The sequence below is a fragment of the Ideonella azotifigens genome, assembly GCF_021043325.1.
Classification (GTDB): Bacteria; Pseudomonadota; Gammaproteobacteria; order Burkholderiales; family Burkholderiaceae_C; genus Ideonella; species Ideonella azotifigens.
Window position 1 is genome coordinate 138,998 of sequence record NZ_JAJNKD010000009.1, and the last position, 24,072, is coordinate 163,069.

The following is a 24,072-nucleotide window of genomic DNA, read 5'->3' on the forward strand; positions in this document are numbered from 1 at the left end:
ATTCTGATCTTCGCCGGGTCTTCTGGCAAGTTGGGTACCACGAACTTCGTGCAACACGAACTTCGTGTTATTCTTTGTTCGCGATGAAAAACGTGACCGTCACGATGGAAGATGCGGTGGCCGACTGGGCGCGCATGGAAGCGGCTAGGCGCAACACCAGCGTCTCTCGCCTGATTGGCGAGATGCTGGCCGAGAAGATGCGGCATGACGACGCCTATGTGCGGGCGATGCGCGAGGTGCTGGACTTCGAAAGCTTCGGCAAGTCGGACGGCGAGTACCCGAAGCGGCAGGCGCCGGTGGACCGGGGTGCTGAATGAGCAGCCCGCCGCCGGTCACCGTGCTGATCGACAGTCACCTGCTGCTGCACGCGGTGGATGACCTGGACCCGGCCAAGCGCGACCTGGCGCGGGCCTGGATCGCCGCCTGCTGGACGCGGCGCTGCGGCCGCGTCAGCACCCAGGTGCTCAACGAGTTCTATTTCCACGCCCGCAAGAAGTTCTCGTCGGCCAATGCGGCCGGCGATGCGCGTGCCGTGGTGCGCCGCTACCAGCACTGGAAACCCTGGGCGGCCGACCAGGCCACGGTGGAAACCGCCTGGGCGATCGAGAGCCGCTACGGGCTGGGTTACTGGGACGCCTTGATCGTCGCATCGGCCCAGCACCAGGGCTGCCGCTATGTGCTGTCCGAAGACATGCCGCAGGATCAGTTGATCGACGGCGTGATGATCGTCAACCCCTTCCTCGTCGGCCCCGAGCTGCTGGATGCGCCAGCCCCCGCCTGGGCCAAGGACCTCGCCTGATGACCGCTTCCCTGCCCAACCGCATGACCCGCTACCTCCGTGCCGACGTGCAAGGCATGCATGGCTACGCCGTGCAGCCCAGCGCCGGCATGGTCAAGGTGGACACGATGGAGAACCCGTTTGGCCTGCCCGCGGACCTGCGCCGCCAGTTGGGCGAGCGGCTGGCCGAGGTCGCGCTGAACCGCTATCCGGCCGAGCGTGGCGAGGTGCTGCGGGCTGAACTGGCCAGGCATGCGCAGATGCCGGCCGGCAACGACATCATGCTGGGCAACGGTTCGGACGAGTTGATCAGCCTGCTGACACTGGCGGCCGACGTGCCGGGCAACGTGGTGCTGGCGCCGCTGCCGGGCTTCGTGATGTACGAGATGAGCGCGAAGCTGCAGGGGCTGAAGTTCGTCGGCGTGCCGCTGACGGCCGACTTTCAGCTCGACGGCCCGGCCATGCTGGCCGCCGTGCGAGAGCATCAGCCGGCACTGGTCTGGCTGGCCTACCCGAACAACCCGACGGCCAGCCTGTGGGACGACGATGTCATCGAGGCCATCATCGAGGCCGCGCCCGGCCTGGTGGTGATGGACGAGGCCTACCAGCCGTTCGCCTCGCGCGATTCACTGGACCGCCTCAAGCGCCATGACCACGTGCTGCTGATGCGCACGATGAGCAAGTTCGGCCTGGCGGGCGTGCGCATCGGCTATCTGATCGGCCGCCAGCCGCTGATCGCCGAGATTGACAAGCTGCGCCCGCCGTTCAACATCAGCGTGCTGAACTGCGAGGCGGCGCTGTTTGCGCTGGAACATGCCGATGAATACGCGCGCCAGGCCGCGGTGATCCGCGCCGAGCGCGAGATGATCTTTGCGGCGCTGGGCGCGATGCCCGGGCTGCAGCCCTTCCCGAGTGAAGCCAACATGGTGCTGGTGCGCGTGCCGGACGCGAAGAAGACGTTTGATGGCCTGAAAGCGCGCAAGATCCTGGTCAAGAACGTTTCGGCGCTGCATCCGCTGCTGGCCAACTGCCTTCGCATCACCGTAGGCACGCCGGAAGAAAACCAGTTGATGCTGGCGGCATTGCGCGAAGCACTGCAAGATTGACCCCTCCAAACCCATGAGCCCGATGAGCGACACCCCCGCCCGCATTGCCGAGGTCCAGCGCAACACCAAGGAAACCCAGATCCGCGTGCGCGTGAACCTGGATGGCTCCGGCCAGGCCAGGCTCGCCACCGGCATCGGTTTTTTTGACCACATGCTGGACCAGATCGCCCGCCACGGGTTGATAGACCTGGACATCGAAGCCAAAGGCGACCTGCACATCGACGGCCACCACACGGTGGAAGACGTGGGCATCACGCTGGGCATGGCGGTGGCCCAGGCGGTGGGCGACAAGCGCGGCCTGACCCGCTACGGCCACAGCTACGTGCCGCTGGACGAGGCGCTGTCGCGCGTGGTGATCGACTTTTCCGGCCGCCCGGGGTTGGCGATGGACGTGAAGTTCACCTCGGGCAGCATCGGCGCCTTCGACACCCAGCTGGCTTTCGAATTCTTCCAGGGCTTCGTCAACCATGCGCTGGTCAGCCTGCACGTGGACAACCTGAAGGGCCACAACGCGCACCACCAGTGCGAGACCATCTTCAAGGCTTTCGGCCGCGCGCTGCGCATGGCGATGACGCTGGATCCGCGCTCGGCCGGCGTCATCCCATCCACGAAGGGAACGCTGTGAGTGCGCAAAGCCGGCCGAGCGCCGGGCCGTCCCAAGCCGGCCCGCATCCCCTCGGGGGATCGGCGAACGTACCCGTTCGTCGAGGGGCCAGAACAGTGGCGGTCGTGGACTATGGGATGGGTAACCTGCGCTCGGTTTCGCAGGCGGTGCAGCATGTCGCTGCCGACAGCGGTTTCGACGTGATCGTCACCTCGCGTCCCGAAGACGTGCGTGCCGCTGAGCGCGTGGTGCTGCCGGGCCAGGGGGCGATGCGTGACTGCATGCGCGAACTGCGCGACTCGGGCCTGCAGGAGGCCGTGCTGGAAGCCGCGCGCAGCAAGCCGCTGATGGGCGTGTGCGTGGGCATGCAGATGCTGCTGGACCATTCAGACGAGCAGGACACGCCGGGGCTGGGCTTGATCCCGGGGCAGGTGCATCGCTTCGAGCTTGCGGGTCGCCTGCAACCCGACGGCAGCCGCTACAAGGTGCCGCAAATGGGCTGGAACCAGGTCTGGCAGCAGGCGCATGACGGGGCGGCGCACCCAATCTGGGCCGGGGTGCCGGACGGTGCGTACTTCTACTTCGTGCACAGCTACTATGCGGCGCCGTCAGCCTCGCGCCACATCGCGGGTGCGGCCGATTACGGCGAACGCTTTACCTGCGCCGTCGCTGACGATAATATTTTTGCCACGCAGTTCCATCCAGAGAAGAGCGCGGCCCACGGGCTGGCGCTTTACCGCAATTTCCTGCACTGGATCCCCTGACTGGCCTTTGGGCCAGTCCCGGTCCGCACCCGGAGGTGGCCATCCTGCGCCCCCGGGATCCCGCTTCGATTCTTCACTCGTGCTCACGGAGCCATGCTGCTGATCCCCGCGATCGATCTGAAAGACGGTCAATGCGTTCGCCTTGAACAAGGCGACATGAATGTTTCCACCACCTTTGGCGAAGACCCGGCCGCAATGGCCAGACGCTGGGTGGAGGCCGGCGCCCGGCGCTTGCACCTGGTGGACCTGAACGGCGCATTTGCCGGCAAGCCAATCAACGAGGGCGCGATCAAGGCCATCCTGAAAGAGGTGGGCGCCGACATCCCCGTGCAACTCGGCGGCGGCATCCGCGACCTGGACACCATCGAGCGCTACCTGGATGACGGGCTGAGCTTCGTCATCATCGGCACCGCCGCGGTGAAGAACCCCGGTTTCCTGCGCGACGCCTGCTCGGCCTTCGGCGGCCACATCATCGTTGGCCTGGACGCCAAGGACGGCAAGGTGGCGACCGATGGCTGGAGCAAGCTGACCGGCCACGAGGTCGTGGACCTGGCGAAGAAGTTCGAGGACTACGGCGTCGAAGGCATCATCTACACCGACATTGGCCGCGACGGCATGCTGACCGGCATCAACATCGATGCCACGGTGAAGCTGGCGCAGGCGCTGACCATCCCGGTCATCGCCTCCGGCGGTCTGGCCGGCATGGCCGACATCGACGCGCTCTGCGCCGTCGAAAGCGAAGGCGTGGAAGGCGTGATCTGCGGCCGCTCGATCTACACCGGTGCGCTGGACTTTGCCGCCGCGCAAGCCCGGGCCGACGCGCTGAAGGACGTGGCCTGAACACCCGCCGCTGAGCTGCTGCCGCGCCAGTGCGGCGGCAGGGCCTGCAGCACCTGCTGCGGGTTCAGCGTGCGGATCGGCACGCTGGTGTCCGCCGGAATGCCCTGGTGCGCCAGCAGCGCCTCGTAGCGCAAGGCGCTGACCCGCAGGAACGAAGCGAAGTTGCCGGCTTCGCCGCGGGCGGCGATCAGCTCGTCATAGAGCTTTTCGATCAGCTGCACCACGCCCATGCCGTCGCGCCCGGCAATCTCTTTCAGCACGTCCCAGAACAGGTTTTCCAGCCGGATGCTGGTGACCACGCCATGCAGCCGCACCGAACGCGTGCGGCTGCCATAGCCCTCGGGATCGGCGCCGATGAAGATCTCGCACATCGATGAACCCTTTGTTGAAGCGCGCCAGGCCATGAAGGGCCGGCGAGAAGCACTCTACGCCGGCCGCCGCATCGCTTCAATCGGGTCCCTGCCGGCCGGCGGGTCAGCAGGCCGGCAGCTCGTTTTCACAGGCTGATGCGGGTGCCCAGAACGGTGAGGAACTGCGAGATCCAGGCCGGGTGTGCCGGCCAGGCTGGTGCGGTGACCAGGTTGCGGTCGGTGACGGCCGCGTCCATCGCAATGCCCTTGTACTCGGCACCGGCCAGTTCCACTTCCACCTGGCAGGCCGGATAGGCCGAAATGATGCGGCCCTTGATCATGCCGGTGGCGGCCAGCAGTTGCGCGCCGTGGCAGACCGCGGCGATGGGCTTGTCGGCCTTCAGGAAGTGGCGGGTGATCTCGACCACGCGGGCGTTCATGCGCAGGTATTCGGGCGCACGGCCGCCGGGGATCACCAGCGCGTCGTACTGCTCGGGCTTCACGTCGGCGAAATTCGCGTTCAGCGCGAAGCGGTGGCCGGGCTTTTCGCTGTAGGTTTGCGCGCCTTCGAAGTCATGGATCGCCAGGATCACCGATTCCCCGATCTTCTTGTCCGGCGCCACCGCGTGCACCGTGTGGCCCACGGCCTGCAGTGCCTGGAAGGGCACCATGGTTTCGTAGTCTTCGCCGTAGTCGCCGCACAGCATCAGGATCTTCTTGGCCATTGTCGTCTCCTTGGAATGAGGGGCCAGCCGGTGGCTGGTGACAGCCATTTTTCGCGCCCGGAAGCCGCGGCGGGTAATAGCCGGTTGTGTCGCCGCCCGGCCGCTGGTTTGCGAGGCATCGGCGACAATCCGGCCCATGCTGGCCAAACGAATCATTCCGTGTCTCGATGTCACCGGCGGCCGTGTCGTCAAAGGCGTCAACTTCGTCGAACTGCGAGATGCCGGTGATCCGGTCGAGATCGCCGCGCGCTACAACGAGCAGGGCGCCGACGAGCTGACCTTCCTGGACATCACCGCGACCAGCGACGGCCGGGATCTGATCCTGCCCATCATCGAGGCGGTCGCGTCCCAGGTCTTCATTCCGCTGACGGTGGGTGGCGGCGTGCGGGCGGTCGAAGACGTGCGGCGGCTGCTGAATGCCGGCGCCGACAAGGTCAGCTTCAACTCGGCCGCCATCGCCAACCCGCAGGTCATCCGCGACGCGTCCGACAAGTACGGCGCGCAGGCCATCGTCGTCGCCATCGACGCCAAGCGCCGCGTGGGCGAGGATTTGGCTGCCAAAGGCCCGGGCTGGGACGTCTACAGCCATGGCGGGCGCAAGAACACCGGGCTGGATGCCGTCGAATGGGCCAGCCGCATGGCGACGCTGGGCGCGGGCGAGATCCTGCTGACCAGCATGGACCGCGACGGCACCAAGAGCGGCTTCGACCTGGCGCTGACCCGCGCAGTCTCCGACGCCGTGCCTGTGCCGGTGATCGCCTCCGGCGGCGTCGGCGCGCTGGAGCACCTGGTCGAAGGCATCCAGATCGGCGGTGCCGACGCGGTGCTGGCGGCCAGCATCTTTCATTACGGCGAGTTCACCGTCGGCCAGGCCAAGGCCCAGCTGGCGCGGGCCGGCGTGCCAGTGAGGCCCGCATGAAGCCCCCGGTGACCAAGTCCGCTTCAAAGGGCGGCAAACCGCCTGCCGCATCCCCCAAGCAGGCGGCTGCCAAAGGCGCGCCGAATGCAAGGCACGAGGTGCGCATCGTCGGCGGCCAATGGCGGCGCAGCCTGCTGCCGGTGGCCGACAAGCCTGGCCTGCGGCCCACGCCTGACCGCGTGCGCGAAACCCTGTTCAACTGGCTGGGCCAGGACCTGAGCGGATGGCGCGTGCTGGACGCTTTTGCCGGCACCGGCGCGCTGGGTTTCGAGGCCGCGTCGCGTGGCGCAGCCGAAGTGCTGCTGATGGAGCAGGACGCGGCGCTGGTCACCTCCTTGAATGCCTCGCGCATCCGCCTCAAGGCCGAAGCCGTGCTCCGCGTGCAGCGCGGTGATGCGCTGGCCTGGTTGCGCGGCGCGGCGCCACAAAGCCTGGAGCTGGTGCTGCTGGATCCGCCGTTCGACAGCGTGCTGCTGGCGCCGGCCTTGCTGGCTGCCGCGCGTGTCGTGGTGCCGGATGGTTTTGTCTACGTCGAGTCCGGCGAAGCCTTGGCCGAGCCGCTGCCGGACGGTCTTGTGCTGTACCGCCAGGGCCGTGCCGGCGCGGTGCACCATGCGCTGCTGCAGCGTGTCGCCGAGCAGCCCGCCTGAAGCCGTCTTTTGCCTTGAAGGACTGACCCGATGAGCGCCACCCCCCCCGTCACCGCCGTCTACCCCGGTACCTTCGACCCGATGACGCTGGGCCACCAGGACCTGATGCGCCGGGCCAGCAAGCTGTTCGACCGGCTGATCCTCGCGGTCGCCGCCGGCCACCACAAGCGCACGATGTTCTCCGCCGAAGAGCGGCTGGACATTGCGACCGAGCTGGCGCGGCCGTATCCCAACGTCGAAGTGATTCCCTTCAGCGGGCTGCTGCGCGACTTTGTCGTCGACAAGGGCGGCCGCGTCGTCGTGCGCGGGCTGCGTGCGGTCAGCGACTTCGAATACGAGTTCCAGATGGCCGGCATGAACCGCCAGCTGATGCCCGACGTCGAGACCTTGTTCCTCACGCCCAGCGACCAGTACCAGTTCGTCAGCGGTACTTTTGTGCGCGAGATTGCCACCCTCGGCGGCGATGTCTCCAAGTTTGTGGCACCTTCGGTGCTGGAGCGTCTCAAGGAACGGGTCGCCCGAACGAAGGACGCATGAAACCGCACGGCGATCCGCACAATGACCGCCCGGGAGCGATGAAATGGCGTTGATGATCACCGACGAGTGCATCAACTGCGACGTCTGCGAGCCCGAATGCCCCAACGAGGCGATCTCGATGGGCGAGCTCTACTACGTCATCGACCCGGCCAAGTGCACCGAATGCGTCGGCCACTTCGGCGAGCCGCAGTGCGTGCAGGTCTGCCCGGTCGAGTGCATCCCGGTCAATCCGGAGCATGTCGAAACCCAGGACCAGTTGCACCGCAAGTACCTGAACCTGGTGGCGCTGGCGCTGCGGCCCGGTGAGCCGCTGCCGGCGGGCTCGCAGAGCTGAAGATCTACTTCTTCTTGGGCGCAGGCTGCTGTGCGACCACGGCAGCCGAAGCCGCGGGCTTGGCCGGTGCCGGTACGTAGATGACCGCCGGGCAGCCTGACTTCGACTTGCCTGCCTTCTTTTTCTCGCCTGGGGCGAGTTCCACGTAGACCGGGCTAGGGCAGGCCAGCACAACTTGCTCGCTGGCTTCGGCGTCCTTCCTGGCGGACTTGGCGGCGGCTTTGCGCTCACGCTCGGAGGCGGCTTCGTCTTTCGCGCGGGCCTTGGCGTCCGCCGCTTCCTGGCGGTGCCTGTCCTCGGCCATGTCGTTGGCCAGCCGCTGCTCGGCGTCTGCGCGTTCCTGCGCCTGGCGGCGCTGTTCCTCGCTGGGCGCCGGCGCGGTGTTCAAGGCCTTGCCGCCTTCGCAAGGCACTTGCTGGTAAGTCTGGCCACAGCGGTAAATCATCGCGGCCTGGCTGCCGCCGGCAACTGCCAGCAGGCTGGCCGCGAGGGCCAGCGCCTTCGAGCATCCGGTGTGCATCTCTGTCCTCCCTTTTTTGACATCCCTCAGCGATCGATTCTTTCGTGGCGCCGGCGGGCTGTCATTCACCCACAGGTGGGGGTGCGGCCAGTTCGGGTTTCGGTGCGGCCGGTTCGGGGCGCGGCGGCTTGGGCCGGGGCGGCTTGGCGTGGATCTTGGCCATCGCCTTGTCCATGCTGCCGGCCAGCATCAGCGGCAGCGTGGCCAGCGAGTCGTCGATCATCTTTTCGATGCCATCGCGTTCGGCCTGCGGCGGCTTGCGCAGCACATAGGCCGCGACTTCGCTTTTCACGCCCGGATGGCCAATGCCCAGCCGCAGGCGCCAGAAGTCGCCGCTGCCGAGCTGGGCCTGGATGTCCTTCAGCCCGTTGTGGCCGCCATTGCCGCCGCCCAGCTTCAGCTTCATCTGGCCGGGCGGAACATCCAGCTCGTCGTGCACGACCAGGATCTCGCCGGGCAGGATCTTGAAGAAGCGCGCCAGCGGCGCGACCGACTTGCCCGAGAGGTTCATGTAGGTCATGGGCTGCAACAGCCACACCGGGCTGCCATCTGCCGCCGCGCCGTTCACCCGCGCGACCATGCCGTGGTAGGCCCGGTCCGGCTGCAGGCTGCCGCCCAGCTGGCGCGTGGCTTGGTCCACCCACCAGAAACCGGCGTTGTGCCGGGTGTCTTCGTATTCCGGCCCAGGATTGCCCAGGCCCACGATCAGTCGAATCATGGGGTGGCATTATCCGGTGGTGCCAGCACGGCGCCCGCACCCTGCAGCAGCGCATGGCCGATCTGGTCCATCAGGCTGGCAGGGGAGCGCCCCCAGGACTGGTCTGCGCCTGGCTCCAGTCCTTGCTCGGCGCTGAGCTTCCACTGGTGCCAGTACAGCGCCACATCCAGCGTGATCTCTGGCTTCAGCGGTGTGAGCCGGCCGTCGTCCATCATCGGCCTGGCCAGCAGCTCCGGCAGCACCGCAATGCCCCAGCCCATGGCCGCGGCGCGTGCGCCGGCTTCGCTGCTGGGCACGTAGCGCTCTTGCAGCCGCGGCTCGCGCACGCCGAAGGCTTGCGAGACCCACTGCGCCTGCATGTCGTCCTTGCGGTTGAAGACGATGAAGGGCAGGTGGGCGAAGTTGCCGGCGTGCAGCCCGCCCGGCAGGGCCTTGGCAATGAAGGCTGGGCTGGCTGCGGCCACATAGCGCATGCGCCCCAGCGGCAGGCAGGCGCAGCCGCGCAAGGCCTGCGAGACGGTGCTGACGCAGCCCAGCACCTCGCCCTGGCGCAGCCAGTCGTGCGTGAAGTCCTGGTCGTCGACGATCAACTCCACGCCGTAGCCCTGGCGCTGGCCGGCGCGCACCAGCGGGTCCAGCGCGGGCAGCACCCAGGTGGCGAGGCTGTCGGCGTTGACGGCGATCGGCAGCCGTTCCTCGCGGCCCAGCGTGGCGCCCAGCTCGCGTGCCGCGTCGGCGCGCAGCGCCTGCATCTGCCGGGCGTAGCGCAGCAGCACCTTGCCGGGCTCGGTCAGCCGCAGTGGCCGGGCCCGCACCACCAGCAGGTGGCCAACGTGGCTCTCCAGCGAGCGCAGCCGCTGCGACACGGCCGACTGGGTGATGGCCAGCAACTGCGCGGCCTTTTCGAAGCTGCCGGCCTCGGCCAGCGCGGCCAGGCAGTCCAGGCCGGCAGGGTCCAGGACGTTCATCTCAGGCGGGACAGGGCGTTCATCAGTCTGGCTAATGTAGCGGCGTCGCTGCCGCGCCTGCAGAGGTGTTGCCCGCAGTGCCGGGCGCGGGACTCAGGGCGCCGGTGCGGTGCCGCTGATCTTGTACTGGCCAATGCTGGCGTAGTCGCTGTAGCCGTTGGTGAGCGGATCGCCGAAGCCGATGCCGTCGATCAGCAGGTAGTAGGTGCCGGCAGCCGGCAGCGTGAAGCTCAGCGTCGCGCCCAGCGCGTCCACAGGGTTGGACTTCAAGAGCAGCGTGCCATTGACGTCTATCAGCTTGGCCAGCACGTCCAGGTTGGGCGCGCGGCTGTCCGGCGAGACGGTGATGGACACCGGACCGGCGCCGGCGGTGAACGAGAACACGTCCTTGTCGCCACGCTGCTCGATCACGCCCTGGCCGGACACGGTCAGCGTCACACCATTGGCGGTGACGGTCAGCGGCGTGGCCTTGGCGGTGGTGTTGCCGTGGTCGTCCTTGCGCAGCGTGCCGCCGTTGGCTGCGATCACCGCGAGGTCGTCCTCCTGGTTGTTGGCGCTGCTGTATTCGCCGATGCTCCACTGCGTGACCGGCTGGTAGTAGCCCGCGCCCATGATGGGGGCCCAGCCGGTGGCGCCGCTGCCGTGGCCGGTGTCGTAGCCGCTGGTGGCATTGCCGTCGTGGCTCAGGCCCAGGTTGTGGCCGGCTTCGTGCGAGATGGCCTCGGCCACGTACTTCTCGCCACTCGGGCCGAGCATGTTCCAGAACACCAGCGCGGGCTTGTAGAAGTCGCCCACGTTGTCGAACACGCCCACGTAGGCCACGCCGCCGCAGGAGCAGTTGTAGACACCACTGTTGTTCGTGATGACCACAGTGCTGCCGTAGATCTGGTCGTCGGTGCTGGCGCGGGTCAGCTTGTCGGCGGCCGGCTCCTGGGTCGTCACGTCAATGCCGAAGGGGGCGTAGTCTTCGGCCACGCGCTGCCAGATGTACTGGATGCGTTCCAGCTCGGCATCGGAAAACGTGCCCGGGTTGCCGTCCATGTCGAAGGGCTGGGCGGTCAGTGTGTTGCCGTTGCTGTTCCAGGCGGTGCCGGTCAGCGTGGCGCCGTTGAAGTCCAGGTACAGCATGCGCTTGGCGCCTTTCAGGCTGTGCAGCTTGAAGGTCTTGTCCAGCGTGGTGGGCGTGGCGGTGGCGGCGAGGCTGGCTTCTTCCGCCGGTGCGATCAGTGGGGCTTCCAGCTCGTCAACGGCGTACAGCCGGCCGTGGCGGTCCAGGCGCATCAGCGGGTCGCGCAGCAGCATTTCGCGGAAGGCCTGAGGGCTGCGGCGGTACCAGGCGGCCACTTCATCCAGCCTGGACCCGAGCAGGTCGATGGCGCGCTGGCCGGAAGCATCGGCTTCGGCCAGCTCCAGGCGCGGGAAGCTGGTTCGCTCTGCCGTGGCGGCCGCTGCCGGCTGGATCAGCCAGAGCAGGGCGGTGGCCGTCAGGGCGGCGGAGCGAAGGGTCGGGCGGCGCATGCAATGTCCTTGTCTTGTGTGGGGTGGATAGGTCGGCGATGCTAGCCACCGCAGCGCCTTGCGCAGCCCCGCATCGCGAGGGAAATTTGCATCGAAGAGAAACAGCGCCGGAGCGCGCAGCGCTGCATCAGCGCCGCTAATGCGGCTGGAGACTTGGCAATGCCGCTGGTCAAGCGCGCCCGGCTGTTTCCAAATGGGCCTTCATCCCAACACAAACATAGGAGACAAGCCATGCGTGTCGGTGTACCCAAGGAAATCAAGAACCATGAATACCGCGTCGGCCTGACGCCGGCCAGCGTGCGCGAGTTCGCGGCCCGCGGGCACGAGGTGTTCGTGCAGAGTGGCGCGGGCGCGTCCATCGGCCTGGCGGACGAGCATTACGCTGCCGCTGGCGCCACGCTGCTGAAGGACGCGGCCGAGGTCTGCGCCCGGGCCGAGATGATCGTCAAGGTCAAGGAGCCGCAGCCGGCCGAGTGCGCGATGCTGCGCGAAGGCCAGATCCTCTACACCTACCTGCACCTGGCACCGGACCCGGAGCAGACCGACGCGCTGCTGCGCTCCGGCGCCATCTGCATCGCCTACGAGACCATCACCGGCCCGCAAGGCGGCCTGCCGCTGCTGGCGCCGATGAGCGAGGTGGCTGGCCGCATGAGCATCCAGGCGGGTGCTGCGCACCTGGAAAAGTCCAAGGGCGGCATGGGCGTGCTGCTGGGCGGCGTGCCGGGCGTGGAGCCGGCGCACGTGCTGATCATTGGCGCGGGCGTGGTCGGCACGCACGCGCTGCAGATGGCCGTGGGCTTGGGCGCGCGGGTCACGGTGCTGGACAAGAACGTCGAGCGGCTGCGCCAGCTGGACCTGGTGTTCGGCAACCGCATCAAGACGCTGTATTCCAGCGCCCAGGCGCTGGAGGAAAAGGTGCTGGAGTCGGACCTGGTGATCGGCGGCGTGCTGATCCCCGGCGCCGCGGCGCCCAAGCTCGTGACCCGGCCGATGGTGCGCTGCATGAAAAAGGGCGCGGTGCTTGTGGATGTGGCCATTGACCAGGGCGGCTGCTTCGAGACCTCGCATGCCACCACGCATGCCGAGCCGACCTTCGTGGTCGACGACGTGGTGCACTACTGTGTGGCCAACATGCCCGGCGCCGTGGCCCGCACCTCGACCTTCGCGCTGAACAACGCCACCATCGGCCATGGCCTGGCGCTGGCCGATCTGGGCTGGCAGCAGGCGATGCGCGAGAGCCCGCACCTGAAGGCCGGCCTGAACGTGGCCGCTGGCAAGGTCACCTGCGCGCCGGTGGCTGCAGCGCTGAACCTGCCAATGACGCATGCCGATACGCTGCTCTGAGTCAGCCGGCCGCCCATGAAAAAAGCCCCGCAGTGCGGGGCTTTTTGTCGGCGAGCCGAAGAAGTTGCGGATCCCGCAGGGGATCACTTTTTCTTCTTGCCCTTCTTGTCTTCGACGACCACGGGGGCGACGATGATTTCTTCTTCGACCTTGGGCTCGGCGACGGACACCAGGACCGGATCCTTCTTGCCGTGCGTGACGACCTTGACGCCGGTCGGCAGGACCAGGTCAGACACGTGCAGGCTCTTGCCCTTGACCAGACCGTTCAGGTCCACGGCGATGAATTCCGGCAGCTGAACGGCCAGGCATTCGATCTCGACTTCGGTCAGGACGTGGCTGACCACGCACTTGTCGGTCTTCACAGCCACCGAGTTTTCTTCGCCCGAGAAGTGCAGCGGCACCTTCTTGTGCAGGCGGGTGGTTTCGTCCACGCGCTGGAAGTCCACGTGCAGGACTTGCTGCTTCCACGGGTGCATCTGGAAGTCGCGCAGCAGGACCTTGGTGGTCGCGCCGGCCAGTTCCATCGTCAGGATGGACGAGTGGAAAGCTTCCTTCTTCAGGGCGAAGTACAGGGCGTTGTGATCGAGTTCGATCATGGTGGGGGTGCCGGCACCAAACACGATGCCGGGAACCTTGCCAGCGCTCCGCAGGCGGCGGCTCGCTCCGGTCCCCTGCAGATTGCGCTCAAAAGCGGTGAATTGCATGAATCTCTCCAATGAGTCGGGGCGCCCGCGACCAGGCTGCCCCATTCGAAAAAGGCAGCCCGGGGGCTGCCACGAAACGGATCGAAGCCCGGAGGCCGCGATCAGAAGTTGTTGTTTTGTTCCGAGAACAAAGAGGTCACCGACTCACCGTCCGAGATGCGGCGGATCGTCTCGGCAAACAGGAAGGCTACCGACAGTTGGCGGATCTTCTTGCAGGCCTGGCCGGCTTCGCTCAGCGGAATGGTGTTGGTGATGACGACTTCGTCCAGGTGCGAGCCCTTGATGCGCTCGATGGCCGGGCCGGAGAACACCGCATGCGTGCAATAGGCAAACACGTGCTTGGCGCCACGGTCCTTCAGCACTTCGGCTGCCTTCACCAGCGTGCCGGCGGTGTCGATCATGTCGTCCATGATCACGCAGTTGCGGCCATCGATCTCGCCGATCACGTGCATCACTTCCGACACGTTTGCCTTCGGGCGGCGCTTGTCGATGATGGCCAGGTCGCAGCCCAGTTGCTTGGCCAGCGCACGGGCGCGCACCACGCCACCCACGTCCGGGCTCACGACGACCAGGTCGTTGTAGTTCTTGGACTTCACGTCGGTCAGCAGGACCGGCGAGGCGTAGATGTTGTCGACCGGGATGTCGAAGAAGCCCTGGATCTGGTCGGCGTGCAGGTCCATCGTCAGCACGCGCTCGACGCCCACGGTTTCCAGCAGGTTGGCCACGACCTTGGCCGAGATCGGCACGCGCGTCGAGCGCGGGCGGCGGTCCTGGCGGGCATAGCCGAAGTAGGGGATCACGGCGGTGATGCGGCGCGCGCTGGCGCGCTTCAACGCATCGACCATGATCAGCAGTTCCATCAGGTTTTCGTTCGTCGGCGCGCAGGTGGACTGCACGACGAAGACGTCCCGGGCGCGCACGTTCTGCTGGATCTCGACGGTGACTTCACCATCTGAGAAGCGGCCGATGGACGCCTTGCCAAGCTCCGCACCCAGGTGCGTTGCGATCTCCTTGGCCAGGACGGGATTGGCGTTGCCAGTGAAGAGGACGGTGTTGAACAGCACGTCATTGGCTCCAGGGTGGGCAGGCGGCACGGGCAGAAGAGATGCTGGCAAGACCTGCGCGGACGCAGGCTCTGAAAACACAAACTGCGCCCGAAGGCGCAGTAGGCATCCGCGGCGTTCGCGGAACAAGCAATATTTGGCAGGGGAGGAAGGACTCGAACCCTCGCATGTCGGAATCAAAATCCGATGCCTTGACCAACTTGGCGACTCCCCTACACAGGACATGACCTGACGGTCACACCCTCAAACCTTTTCAGTCTGCCCACCCGACCAGCGGATGATGCGGCAAACCGCGGCACATTCGACCCACCCAACCGTTTGGCAAATCCTGAAAGACATCATCTCCCAGAACCTGGCCATTCAGCCCGGTCGCCACAGGTGAATTTCCTGCGCCTTTTCCAAAATTCTCGTACTTGCCGGCCTGCGCAAACACTGCGCTGCCTGAACCCGTCATCCGGCTGTTGCCGAAGCGCTGATCCAGCCAGCGGCCTGCGCGTCCCACGTCCGGGCACAAGGCCTCGGCCACAGGCTGCAGATCGTTGCGGCCGAAAAATGGACTCGCAGTTTGCTGGTTGCCCAGCTGACTTTCGTCTGTTTTTCGTCGCTGCTCAATGTCAGCAAGTAAGCCCGCTACTGTAGCAGTGTTTGTATCGCGTGTCAGCTCAGGGCTGGAAAAAATTTCTGGGGTCGCGATGGATGCGCTTGGTTTGACCACGGCCCAGTGGGCATTTTCCAGTTCCGGCAGGGCCGTGGGCGTCAGCAGCTCGCCAATGCCTTCGACCCAGGCGTTGTGCCCGCCAACGAAAAACGGGACGTCGGCGCCCAGTGTCGCGCCCAGCGCCAGCAGTCGCGCACGCGACCAGCCGAGCTGCCACAGCCGGTTCAGGCCCAGCAGCACGGTGGCGGCGTCCGAGCTGCCGCCGCCCATGCCTGCGCCCGAGGGCAGCTGCTTGGCAACCGAGATGTCGGCGCCCAGCGTGCAGCCGCTGGCCTTCTGCAGCGCGCGTGCGGCCTTCATGCACAGGTCGTCCGCGGGCAGCGGTGTCGTCAGGTCATGGCGCCGCAGCAGGCCGTCAGTGCGGCGTTCCAGGTGCAGCGTGTCGGCCCAGTCGATCAGCAGGAAGACCGACTGCAGCAAGTGGTAGCCGTCGGCACGCCGGCCGACGATGTGCAGGAACAGGTTCAGCTTGGCCGGTGCCGGTAAGTCGTAAAGCGATTGGAGGCTCATGCGAAAACGGGGGTCAGCGGTCCAGCTTCACGCGCAATTCCAGCGCTGGCGCGGCCGGGCGACGGGCCAGCAGCAGGCCTTCGTTGGCCAGCGCCGAGGTGTCGATCAGCCAGCCGGCCTGCTCGAAGCCTTGCGCGGTGGGCTGGGCAGGTGCCTGCGGCCAGGGTTTGCCGGCCAGCCAGTGCAGCAGCGCACCGAGCGGAATCGCCTCGCCCAGCGTTTCGCTGGCCAGCGCTTCCATCGATTCGAACTGGCGCGTGCCATCGCCGGTCTGCAGCGTGACCTGGCCGGCCTGCCAGTGCGCATCGGCCACCACCGTGCCCAGCGGGCTCAGCAGCTTCAGCTGGCCTTGTTGTTCGGTGCCAGCCAGCTCGAACGCTGCATTTTCGGCCTTGGCGATCTGGTTGGCCGTGGCGGCCACCCGCACGACCATGCGGCCGGTGGTGATGGGCCCGAGATCGGGTGGCGCGGGCGGGGCGCTCACGCAGCCCGCCAGCACCATCGCGGCCAGCAGGCATGCGCGGCGCAGCCCGGAGGGTGCCGGGCTCACAAGGAAACGAAGGGCCGTTCCCGAGTTTTCTTGACCCCCTCGGGGGGCCTGACGCGAAGCGGCAGGTCTGGGGGCTCTCACAAAGAGGCCTTGAGCCGCTGCAAGGTGTCGCGCAGCACTTCGTTGTCGCTGCCGTTGCGCGAGCGGCCTTCGCGCCAGACGCGGGTCGCTTCGTCGCGCTGGCCGGCGGCCCACAGCACCTCGCCCAGGTGCGCGGCCACTTCCACGTGTGGCCGGGCGTTGTAGGCCTGGCGCAGCAGGCGCAGCGCGCTGGCGGTGTCGCCGCGGCGGAAGGCCACCCAGCCCAGGCTGTCGGTGATGAAAGGATCGTCCGGTGCCAGCGACGCGGCCTTGTCGACCAGGGTTTGGGCCTCGTCCAGCCGCACATTGCGCTCGGCCAGCGAGTAGCCCAGCGCGTTGTAGGCGTGGGCATCGTCCGGCTTGATCGTGATGACGCGGCGCAGCAGCGCTTCCATGTCGTCGTAGCGCTTGAGGTGCTCGGCGGTCATCGCCAGTTCGTAGATCAGCACGCTGTCTTCCGGCGCGGCGCGCACGGCGCCCAGCAGCAGGTCGTACGACGCCTGCCAGCGATTGCCTTCCTGCAGCAGCTGCGATTCGGCCAGCACGCGGGTGCGCGGCTCCAGCGTGCCGCGCACCGGCGCTTCGCGCACCAGCTTGCGGGCGGCGTCGAGCTGACCCTGGTGCACCATCAACGAAGCGCGGCGGCTGACCAGTGCGAGGTCGCTGCGATCCGGGTCGACCTTGTCCAGCCAGCCCAGCGCCTCGGGGTACTGGCGCAGTTGTTCGTTGGCCTGGGCCAGCAACAGGTAGGCGTAGTCGATGCGGCGCTGCGCCCGGTCCTCGTGGTCCTCGTCATCGTCGCCGACGGCGGGCGTGGTGGCGGCTTGCTGGCCGGCGTTGGCGGCGCGCTCGGCTGCATCGCGTTTCACGTCGGCGCTGTCCAGGAAGCGGATCAAGGCCTTGATGGCTTCCTTCGGTTCACCGAGCTCGACCAGGTAGGCACCCAGCGTCAGCCAGGCCTGTGAGGTTTCTGGCTGCTGGGCCAGTGCCAGCTTCAGCTGGTCGACTGCCTCGCCAATGCGCTGGCGCTGGTCCAGCGCTTGCACATAGGCCAGGCGCAGCGCGGCCAGCGCGTCCGGCCGGGCCAGGTAGGCACGCACCACGGCCTCGGCCGGCGGCTGGCTGGCCATCAGGTCCAGCGCCAGCAGGATGGGGCCGGGGGCGCTCGGGTCGTCTTCATTGGCGCGGCGCATCAGGCCGAGCGCTTTTTCGGATTGGTCCGCCGCCAGCGCCAGCCGGCCCAGCGCGGTGCGCGATGCCGTGCGGGTGCCCTCGGCGTTGACGAACGGCGCCAGCGCTGTTTCGCTCAAGCCCAGCACCGCGGCCTTGTCGTGCGCACCACCGAGGAAGCGCGGCACACCGGCAATCACCGCCGAGCGTTCTTCCGGCGGCACCTGTTCGACCAGCAGCTTCAGCGGCTCGGCCAGCTCATCCAGCCGCTCCAGCGCCACCAGCAGCTGCACCTGCGTGCGCACCGCCTCGGTGGAGCCTGGCAGCGTGGCGCGCCAGGCTTCCACTGCGACCAATGCACGGTCGCCTGAGCGGCCCTGCACGGCGATCTCGATGGCCCGCTGGAACAGCACGCTGTCCTTGGAGCGCCGCGCGGCGTCCAGGATCACCTCGAAGGCATTGCCGCCGCGCCCGGCCTGGGCTTCCATCTCGCCGATCAGCAGCTGGTAGAACATCGGCGCGTCGAGCAGCGAGTTGTTCACCGGCTCAGGCTGCGCCGCGGCTTCTTCGGGGCTGGAGGCGGGTGCCGAAGCCGGCGGTGGCGCATCGGCCGGCACGTTGCGGTTCTGCGCCAGCGCTGGCAGGGCAGCCAGCAGCCCGGCACCCAGCCAGGCCCAGGCACGCAGACCAGGAGAGGCCGGAACACCCGTAGAGGGACGGGAAACCGGGCGGGCAGGACGAAGCTTCATCTTTTCTCCAAAGTCCGAAGGATTCTAGTGTCGGCCTGTCAAGCCCGGATTGCTGCCGATAATGGCCCCCATGCCGGAATTACCTGAGGTGGAAGTCACGCGGCGCAGCCTGGTCGGCATGGCCGGCGCCCGCGTGTTGGCCATGCAGATGGGCAAACCGCTGCGCTGGCCGCTGGGCGTCGCGCCCGCCTCGCTGGTCGGCCTCACTGCCGGCACCTGGCAGCGGCGCGGCAAGTACCTCTGGCTGCCGCTGATGCAATCTGACAGCCCCCAGGACCGGGCTGCGCCCAGCCCGCCCCCCGCGGGGGATGGGGAAACTTGGGGCGGCCCTGCGCTTCCCCGGGATGGCGCCAGCGCCGGCGGGCTGCTGTGGCACCTGGGCATGTCCGGCTCCTTGTCTTTCACCGAGGCGCCCGGCCCGGCCGGCAAGCACGACCACGCCGAAATCACCACCGAACGCGGTGTGCTGCGGCTGACCGATCCGCGCCGCTTCGGCGCCGTCGTCTGGTCGCCCGCGCTGGACATGGCGCCGGCCGCCAAGCTGCTGGCCGGGCTGGGCGTGGAACCTTTTGACACCACCTTCGGCCCCGCGGATTTCCACGCCGCGCTGCGTGGCCGGCGCACGCCGATCAAGCAGGTGCTGCTGGCGGGCGACATCGTCGTCGGCGCCGGCAACATCTACGCCAGCGACGCCTTGTTCGAAGCTGGCATCGACCCCCGCACGCCCGCCGCCCGCATCGGCCCGCTGCGCGCCGGGCGGCTGCTGGCGGCTGTGCGTCAGGTGCTGGCCGAGGCGATTGACGCTGGCGGCTCCACGCTGCGCGACTTCAAGGACGCCCACGGCAGCACTGGCCAGTACCAGGGCCGGGCGCGGGTCTATGGCCGGGCCGGTGAGGCCTGCAGCCGCTGCGGCGGCATCATCCAGCGCATCATGCAAGGCCAGCGCGCCACCTATTTCTGCGCCGGCTGCCAACGCCGCTGAATCTGCCGCAGACCGCCGCTGAGGTGCCATCGCCTACCGTCGGGCGACCCGCCTGCGAGAAACAGCGGCGCCAGCCCGGTGTTGCAAGGCAGTTGCCGGGCATTTCGCGCTAGCATCCCAAAGCTACCGTCGCCACCGCCGTCACACCGACGCAAGACTGCCCGCCCCAAGCCGATGCTCACCTCCGCCACTCCCTCCCAGCGCCTGGACATGCAACCGTCGCTTGTGCCCGGGCTGGACGCACTGGCCGACTGGCGCCTGGCGCTGGAAGGCGAGCTGGCCCGGCTGGAAAGCTTCCTGGCCCACAGCGACCTGCTGGCGCCTTCGGCGGCGGCGGCTTCGGTCGCGCTGCGCCGGCGGCTCACCACCGACAAGCTGGTGGTCGCCTTTGTCGCCGAGTTCTCGCGCGGCAAGAGCGAGCTGATCAACGCCATCTTCTTTGCCGACGCCGGCCGCCGCATCCTGCCGGCCACGCCGGGTCGCACGACGATGTGCCCGGTCGAGCTGTCCTGGGACGGCGCCGAGCTGCCGACGCTGGACCTGCTGCCCATCGCGACCCGGCGCCACAAGGCCACGCTGGCCGAATGGTGCGACCAGCGCGACAAATGGCACCGCGTCCCACTGGACCCGAGCAACCCCGACGCACTGGCCGCCTCGCTGCAGCAGGTCACCTACACCCAGAAGGTCAGCCGCGACGAGGCGCAGGCGCTGGGCCTGTGGTCCGAGGAGCACACCGCCGACAACCCGCCGACCACCGAAGACGGCCTGGTCGAGATCCCCGCCTGGCGCCACGCCGTCATCAACTACCCGCACCCGCTGCTGCAGCGCGGGCTGGTGGTGATCGACACGCCTGGCCTGAACGCCATCGGCACCGAACCCGAGCTGACGCTGGGCCTGCTGCCCAGCGCCCATGCCGCGCTGTTCGTGCTGGGGGCAGACACAGGCGTGACCCGCTCCGACCTGGACATCTGGACCGACCACCTGGGCGGCCAGGGCCTGGCCTGCTTCGTCGTGCTGAACAAGATGGACACGCTGGCCGACCCGCTGGCCACGCCGCAGGAGCAGTTGGCCATCATCGAGCGCCAGCGCGTGAGCACCGCACAGACGCTGGGCATTCCGCGCGAACGCGTGTTCCCGGTGTCGGCCCGCCAGGCCCTCAGTGCGCGCCTGCAGGGCGACGCCGCCGGCCTGGAAGCCAGCCGCCTGCCCATCCTGGAAGCGGCGTTGAATGCCGACCTGCTGCCGCAGCGCCAGCGTGTGCTGGCCCGCGCCGTGATCAGCGGCGTGCAGTCGCTGCTGGAACACTCTACTCGCCGCCTGCGCGACCAGCGCCGCCACAACGCCGAGCAGATGCTGGAACTGCGCGGCCTGCGCGGCAAAAGCGCCGGCCGCGTCACGCAGATGCTCGAACGTGTGCATGCCGACACGGCCGAGTTCGAGCGCTGCACCGCTCGCCTGACCGCCTTGCGCACGGTGCACGCCCGCCTGCAGCGCAGCGCGCTGAAGGCGCTGGACGCAGACCGTGTTCGCGATGCCGTCGCCGAGCTGCAGCAGGCCATCGGCAGCGGCTGGTTCAACCTGCGCGCCCGCGCGGCCTTCGCCAAGCTCTGCCAGCGCCTGTCGGCACAGCTGGACCAGGCGACGGCCTTGTGCGCCGAAGCCGGCCAGATGCTGAACGCCTTGTTCACCCAGCTCAACACCGAGTTCGGCTTTTCGCTGGTGCCGTCGCCTGCGCCCGAGCTGTCGCCGTTCAAGCAGGAGCTGATGTTGATCGAGCGCAGCTACGGCCGCTACTTCAGCGTCACCCGCTCGATGCGGCTGAACTCCACGGCCTTCAGCGAACAGTTCCAGCGCATGCTGGTCTCCAAGCTGCGCGTGATCTTCGAGAACGCCAGCGGCGAGATCGAGGCCTGGAACCAGGCGGCCTCCGGCCAGATCGACGGCCAGTTCCGCGAGCGGCGCCGCAGCTTCAAGCGCCGCCGCGAATCGCTGGAGCGCATCCAGAGCGCGGCCGGCGAGCTGGAGCAGCGCCTGCTCGAAGTGGAGAACCAGGACGCCAAGCTGTTGGAGCTGGTGGACCGTGCGTATTCGCTGGCTTCGGCGCTGCGCAGCCGCGCCGAGCAAGGCCCCAGCTTCGAGCCTGAAGCGGCCGAGGACGATGCCGGCATGCAGATGATCACGACCGACGGCTGGCAGCCCGGCACCGCGGCAAGAGCCAACTGATCCGGACTGACATCTCCCTTGCCTGACGTCAATGATGCCGCGGCGCTGGCCCCTGCGCTGATCCACTGGCAGCGCCAGCACGGCCGCCACCACCTGCCCTGGCAGCAGACGCGTGACCCCTACCGCGTCTGGTTGTCGGAAATCATGCTGCAGCAGACCCAGGTCAGCACCGTGCTGGGCTACTACCAGCGTTTCCTGGACCGTTTCCCCGATGTCGCCGCACTCGCCGCCGCGCCGCTGGACGATGTGCTGACACTGTGGGCCGGCCTGGGTTACTACAGCCGCGCCCGCAACCTGCACCGCTGCGCCCAGGCCGTGATGCGCGACTTCGGCGGCGCTTTCCCGCCCACCGCCGCGCTGCTCGAAACCTTGCCCGGCATCGGCCGCAGCACCGCTGCGGCGGTGGCTGCGTTCTGCTACGGCGAGCGCGTGTCCATCATGGACGGCAACGTGCGGCGCGTGCTGAGCCGCGCGCTGGGCTTTGGCGAAGACCTCTCGTCACCGCGCAACGAGCGCCTGCTGTGGACCGAAGCCGATGCCATGCTGCCCACGGCCGGTGAAGACATGACGGCCTACACCCAGGGCCTGATGGACCTGGGCGCCACCGTCTGCACGCCGCGCTCGCCGGCCTGCCTGCTGTGCCCGTGGGAAACGCTGTGCGTGGCCCACCGCGAGGGCCGGGAAACCGACTACCCGGTCAAGACCCGCAAGCTCAAGCGCAGCAAGCGTGCGCATGCGCTGCTGTGGCTGCAGCAGGGCAACGCAGTGTGGCTGCAGCAGCGGCCGGACACGGGCGTGTGGGCGGGGCTGTTCAGCCTGCCGGAATTCGAGGACGTGGCCACGCTGCAAGCCTGGTTGGCGGACGGGCCTGGCGAGGGCGAGCCGCTGCCCACCATCTCGCATGTGCTGACGCACTTCGACTGGGCACTGAGCCCCGTGCGCGCCAGCCTGCCCGAGCGCTCGCCGCTGGCCCAGGCCTTGCCGCTGAAGTGGCCCACCGGGCGCTGGGTGGCGATGGAAGAGCTGCCCAGCTATGGGCTGCCAACGCCGGTGCGCAAGTTGCTGCGGCCGGATTGACTTCCGGTCAGATCGCGCGCTTCAGATCACTTTCTGCTTGCGCAGGAAATCGTCCACCAGGCCCAGCCGGGTCAGCGGCTCGTCCAGTTCCATCAGCTTCTGCTTGGCCACGCGGCTGATCGGCAGCAGCTCGCACCAGCGGTTGGCCACCCAGCCGGCGTCCTCCAGCCGGCGTGGGGTCTGGGCCAGCGCTGGCACCGGCGGCTGCATGGCCTCCAGCGCGTCCAGCGCGCGGCCCAGCGCGGCGGCGGCTTCGGCGAATCGATCGCCCGGCGGCGTGGGCAGGTCATCGTCCAGCCAGGCCACCTGCGGTGCCACCCACAGGCCTTGCTGCTGCACGGCGTCGCCCAGCAGCTTGAAACGCGGGCCGCCTTCGCACCAGATCTTCAGCAGGTTGGTGCCTTCGGCCTCGGCCGCCTGCAGCCGGGCCAGCACGCCCACGGGCTCGAAACGCACCGGCTGCCCGGCCTGACTTGGCTGGAGCACTTCGCTGCCCTGGCTGAGGCCCACCACGCCAAAGCCGGTGCCCTCGCGAAGGCAGCGGCTGATCAGGTCCAGGTAACGGGCCTCGAAGATCTTCAGGGCCAGCCGGCCCCCGGGAAACAGCACGGACTGCAGCGGGAACAGCGGCAGGTCCTGGGTCGGAAAAGGCATTGGTTCTGGTGTGGCGCGCCTAGCTGCGCGCGTCGAGTTCACGGTGGCGCTTGAGCGTGGCCACCTGGTCGGCGAAACGCTGCGCCAGCGTCTCGACAAAAAACACCGAGCGGTGCTGGCCACCGGTGCAGCCAATGGCCACCGTCAGGTAGCTGCGCTGGTCCTGCTCGAAGGCCGGCAGCCAGCGCCGCACAAAGGCCTCGATCTGGCTCATCATCTCTAGCACTTCGGGCTGCTCGCGCAGGTAGGCCGCCACCGGCGCGTCCTGGCCGGTCAGCGGCCGCAGCTCGCGCAGGTAAAACGGGTTGGGCAGCACGCGCACGTCGAACACCAGGTCCGCGTCCAGCGGCACGCCGTGCTTGAAGGCAAAGGACTGGAACACCAGGGTGAGCCGGCTGCTGGTCGCACCCACCAGGTCGCGCACCCACAGTCGCAGCTGGGCCGGGCGCAGTTCGCTGGTGTCCAGCACGGTGGACTGCTCGCGCAGGTCGGCCAGCAGGTTGCGCTCCAGCTCGATCGCGTCCACCAGCGCACGGTGAGGGTCGTCGCCGCCTTCCAGCGGCTTGCTCAGCGGGTGCGGCCGGCGGGTCTCGGAAAAGCGCTTCACCAGCGCGGTGGTGTGCGAGTTCAGGAACACGCTGCGCACCCGCACGCCTTCGGCCTTCAGTGCCGACAGTGTGGGCAGCAGCACCGGCAGCGAATTGGCCGAACGCACGTCGACCGCAATCGCCATGCGCCGCACGCCGTGGCCACGCTCGACGCGGATGAAGTCGCGCAGCAGCTCGGGCGGCAGGTTGTCCACGCAGAAGTAGCCGGCATCTTCCAGCGCATGCAGCGCGACCGACTTCCCCGAGCCTGAAATGCCAGTGACCAGCACCACCTCGCGCTCTTCCAATGCCGGTGGCATGACCGGCA

At 67.9% G+C, this 24,072-nt stretch carries 27 protein-coding genes and 1 tRNA gene; 14 read left to right on the top strand and 14 right to left on the bottom strand.

What is annotated here, in order from left to right; genetic code table 11:
• The first annotated feature begins 83 nt into the window (after window positions 1–83).
• The 6 genes from LRH25_RS19220 (at window position 84) to hisA (ending at window position 4,092) form a co-directional block, all read left to right on the top strand.
• A complete protein-coding gene (locus LRH25_RS19220; protein WP_141284910.1) occupies window positions 84–317 on the top strand; it encodes a CopG family transcriptional regulator in 234 nt (77 codons plus the stop codon).
• Window positions 314–799 carry a PIN domain-containing protein gene (locus LRH25_RS19225; protein ID WP_141284908.1) on the top strand — a complete coding sequence of 162 codons (486 nt, stop codon included), beginning with the start codon at window positions 314–316 and terminating at the stop codon, window positions 797–799. The genes LRH25_RS19220 and LRH25_RS19225 overlap by 4 nt, the downstream gene beginning before the upstream one ends.
• Window positions 799–1,884: a histidinol-phosphate transaminase gene (gene hisC / locus LRH25_RS19230; RefSeq protein ID WP_141284906.1), complete on the top strand. Its 1,086-nt coding sequence runs from the start codon at window positions 799–801 to the stop codon at window positions 1,882–1,884. Before LRH25_RS19225 ends, hisC begins: the two co-directional genes overlap by 1 nt.
• A 13-nt stretch (window positions 1,885–1,897) precedes the next feature.
• Window positions 1,898–2,509, top strand: a complete 612-nt coding sequence (hisB, locus tag LRH25_RS19235) for an imidazoleglycerol-phosphate dehydratase HisB (protein ID WP_375140554.1) — start codon at window positions 1,898–1,900, stop codon at window positions 2,507–2,509.
• A 95-nt stretch (window positions 2,510–2,604) separates the two neighbouring features.
• Entirely contained in the window at window positions 2,605–3,252 is a 648-nt protein-coding gene (gene hisH / locus LRH25_RS19240) for an imidazole glycerol phosphate synthase subunit HisH (protein WP_259372421.1), read from the top strand.
• 93 nt (window positions 3,253–3,345) lie between these two features.
• Window positions 3,346–4,092 (top strand): 1-(5-phosphoribosyl)-5-[(5-phosphoribosylamino)methylideneamino]imidazole-4-carboxamide isomerase, encoded by a 747-nt coding sequence (gene hisA, locus LRH25_RS19245; RefSeq protein ID WP_141284898.1) that lies wholly within the window; start codon window positions 3,346–3,348, stop codon window positions 4,090–4,092.
• Here the strand turns inward: hisA and LRH25_RS19250 are convergent.
• Together LRH25_RS19250 and LRH25_RS19255 are read right to left on the bottom strand one after the other, a co-directional pair.
• Window positions 4,026–4,463, bottom strand: a complete 438-nt coding sequence (locus tag LRH25_RS19250) for a ribbon-helix-helix domain-containing protein (RefSeq protein WP_141284896.1) — start codon at window positions 4,461–4,463, stop codon at window positions 4,026–4,028. The two genes, hisA and LRH25_RS19250, sit on opposite strands and share 67 nt — an antisense overlap.
• A 125-nt stretch (window positions 4,464–4,588) precedes the next feature.
• Entirely contained in the window at window positions 4,589–5,167 is a 579-nt protein-coding gene (locus LRH25_RS19255) for a DJ-1/PfpI family protein (protein ID WP_141284894.1), read from the bottom strand.
• Between the two features lie 136 nt (window positions 5,168–5,303).
• Between LRH25_RS19255 and hisF the strand changes: the two genes are divergently transcribed.
• From hisF to LRH25_RS19275, 4 genes are read left to right on the top strand one after another with little or no spacing between them, the layout of a single operon-like run.
• Window positions 5,304–6,086 (top strand): imidazole glycerol phosphate synthase subunit HisF, encoded by a 783-nt coding sequence (gene hisF, locus LRH25_RS19260; RefSeq protein WP_141284892.1) that lies wholly within the window; start codon window positions 5,304–5,306, stop codon window positions 6,084–6,086.
• Window positions 6,083–6,736 carry a 16S rRNA (guanine(966)-N(2))-methyltransferase RsmD gene (gene rsmD / locus LRH25_RS19265; protein WP_141284890.1) on the top strand — a complete coding sequence of 218 codons (654 nt, stop codon included), beginning with the start codon at window positions 6,083–6,085 and terminating at the stop codon, window positions 6,734–6,736. The genes hisF and rsmD overlap by 4 nt, the downstream gene beginning before the upstream one ends.
• A gap of 30 nt (window positions 6,737–6,766) precedes the next feature.
• Window positions 6,767–7,273: a pantetheine-phosphate adenylyltransferase gene (gene coaD, locus LRH25_RS19270; protein ID WP_141284888.1), complete on the top strand. Its 507-nt coding sequence runs from the start codon at window positions 6,767–6,769 to the stop codon at window positions 7,271–7,273.
• Window positions 7,274–7,316: 43 nt separating this feature from the next.
• The gene (locus LRH25_RS19275) at window positions 7,317–7,607 is read left to right on the top strand and encodes a YfhL family 4Fe-4S dicluster ferredoxin (RefSeq protein ID WP_141284886.1); all 291 of its coding nucleotides are present in this window, start codon (window positions 7,317–7,319) and stop codon (window positions 7,605–7,607) included.
• Window positions 7,608–7,611: 4 nt separating this feature from the next.
• Here the strand turns inward: LRH25_RS19275 and LRH25_RS19280 are convergent, their stop codons facing one another.
• The 4 genes from LRH25_RS19280 to LRH25_RS19295 all read right to left on the bottom strand — a co-directional run bounded on the left by LRH25_RS19280 (window position 7,612) and on the right by LRH25_RS19295 (window position 11,331).
• The gene (locus LRH25_RS19280) at window positions 7,612–8,127 is read right to left on the bottom strand and encodes a hypothetical protein (protein ID WP_141284884.1); all 516 of its coding nucleotides are present in this window, start codon (window positions 8,125–8,127) and stop codon (window positions 7,612–7,614) included.
• Between the two features lie 61 nt (window positions 8,128–8,188).
• Window positions 8,189–8,845 carry an aminoacyl-tRNA hydrolase gene (pth, locus tag LRH25_RS19285; protein ID WP_141284882.1) on the bottom strand — a complete coding sequence of 219 codons (657 nt, stop codon included), beginning with the start codon at window positions 8,843–8,845 and terminating at the stop codon, window positions 8,189–8,191.
• Entirely contained in the window at window positions 8,842–9,813 is a 972-nt protein-coding gene (locus LRH25_RS19290) for a LysR family transcriptional regulator ArgP (RefSeq protein ID WP_231011965.1), read from the bottom strand. Before LRH25_RS19290 ends, pth begins: the two co-directional genes overlap by 4 nt.
• Window positions 9,814–9,906: 93 nt before the next feature.
• On the bottom strand, window positions 9,907–11,331 hold the full coding sequence (locus tag LRH25_RS19295; protein ID WP_141287956.1) for a pre-peptidase C-terminal domain-containing protein: 1,425 nt from the start codon (window positions 11,329–11,331) through the stop codon (window positions 9,907–9,909).
• 231 nt (window positions 11,332–11,562) lie between these two features.
• Between LRH25_RS19295 and ald the strand changes: the two genes are divergently transcribed.
• A complete protein-coding gene (ald, locus tag LRH25_RS19300) occupies window positions 11,563–12,675 on the top strand; it encodes an alanine dehydrogenase (RefSeq protein WP_141287957.1) in 1,113 nt (370 codons plus the stop codon).
• A gap of 83 nt (window positions 12,676–12,758) precedes the next feature.
• On the opposite strand, the gene LRH25_RS19305 is transcribed toward ald, so the two are convergent.
• The 6 genes from LRH25_RS19305 to LRH25_RS19330 form a co-directional block, all read right to left on the bottom strand.
• A complete protein-coding gene (locus LRH25_RS19305) occupies window positions 12,759–13,379 on the bottom strand; it encodes a 50S ribosomal protein L25/general stress protein Ctc (protein WP_141287958.1) in 621 nt (206 codons plus the stop codon).
• Window positions 13,380–13,480: 101 nt separating this feature from the next.
• Window positions 13,481–14,443 carry a ribose-phosphate pyrophosphokinase gene (locus LRH25_RS19310; RefSeq protein WP_141287959.1) on the bottom strand — a complete coding sequence of 321 codons (963 nt, stop codon included), beginning with the start codon at window positions 14,441–14,443 and terminating at the stop codon, window positions 13,481–13,483.
• Between the two features lie 137 nt (window positions 14,444–14,580).
• Window positions 14,581–14,657, bottom strand: a tRNA-Gln gene (locus LRH25_RS19315).
• 39 nt (window positions 14,658–14,696) lie between these two features.
• Window positions 14,697–15,671: a 4-(cytidine 5'-diphospho)-2-C-methyl-D-erythritol kinase gene (gene ispE, locus LRH25_RS19320; RefSeq protein WP_141287960.1), complete on the bottom strand. Its 975-nt coding sequence runs from the start codon at window positions 15,669–15,671 to the stop codon at window positions 14,697–14,699.
• A 13-nt stretch (window positions 15,672–15,684) separates the two neighbouring features.
• Window positions 15,685–16,221 (bottom strand): outer membrane lipoprotein LolB, encoded by a 537-nt coding sequence (locus tag LRH25_RS19325; protein WP_141287961.1) that lies wholly within the window; start codon window positions 16,219–16,221, stop codon window positions 15,685–15,687.
• A gap of 77 nt (window positions 16,222–16,298) precedes the next feature.
• Window positions 16,299–18,221: a tetratricopeptide repeat protein gene (locus tag LRH25_RS19330; RefSeq protein WP_141287962.1), complete on the bottom strand. Its 1,923-nt coding sequence runs from the start codon at window positions 18,219–18,221 to the stop codon at window positions 16,299–16,301.
• Window positions 18,222–18,291: 70 nt separating this feature from the next.
• Here LRH25_RS19330 and mutM point away from each other — a divergent pair, with 70 nt between their 5' ends.
• The 3 genes from mutM (at window position 18,292) to mutY (ending at window position 22,503) form a co-directional block, all read left to right on the top strand.
• Window positions 18,292–19,203: a bifunctional DNA-formamidopyrimidine glycosylase/DNA-(apurinic or apyrimidinic site) lyase gene (mutM, locus tag LRH25_RS19335; protein WP_231011966.1), complete on the top strand. Its 912-nt coding sequence runs from the start codon at window positions 18,292–18,294 to the stop codon at window positions 19,201–19,203.
• Window positions 19,204–19,377: 174 nt separating this feature from the next.
• Window positions 19,378–21,426: a dynamin family protein gene (locus tag LRH25_RS19340; protein ID WP_231011968.1), complete on the top strand. Its 2,049-nt coding sequence runs from the start codon at window positions 19,378–19,380 to the stop codon at window positions 21,424–21,426.
• A gap of 18 nt (window positions 21,427–21,444) precedes the next feature.
• Window positions 21,445–22,503: an A/G-specific adenine glycosylase gene (gene mutY, locus LRH25_RS19345; RefSeq protein WP_231011969.1), complete on the top strand. Its 1,059-nt coding sequence runs from the start codon at window positions 21,445–21,447 to the stop codon at window positions 22,501–22,503.
• A 21-nt stretch (window positions 22,504–22,524) separates the two neighbouring features.
• Here mutY and LRH25_RS19350 read toward each other — a convergent pair whose 3' ends face one another.
• Together LRH25_RS19350 and rapZ are read right to left on the bottom strand one after the other, a co-directional pair.
• Window positions 22,525–23,157 carry an LON peptidase substrate-binding domain-containing protein gene (locus LRH25_RS19350; protein ID WP_231011971.1) on the bottom strand — a complete coding sequence of 211 codons (633 nt, stop codon included), beginning with the start codon at window positions 23,155–23,157 and terminating at the stop codon, window positions 22,525–22,527.
• A 19-nt stretch (window positions 23,158–23,176) separates the two neighbouring features.
• Window positions 23,177–24,064 (bottom strand): RNase adapter RapZ, encoded by an 888-nt coding sequence (gene rapZ / locus LRH25_RS19355; RefSeq protein ID WP_141291520.1) that lies wholly within the window; start codon window positions 24,062–24,064, stop codon window positions 23,177–23,179.
• Between the last annotated feature and the right edge of the window lie 8 nt (window positions 24,065–24,072).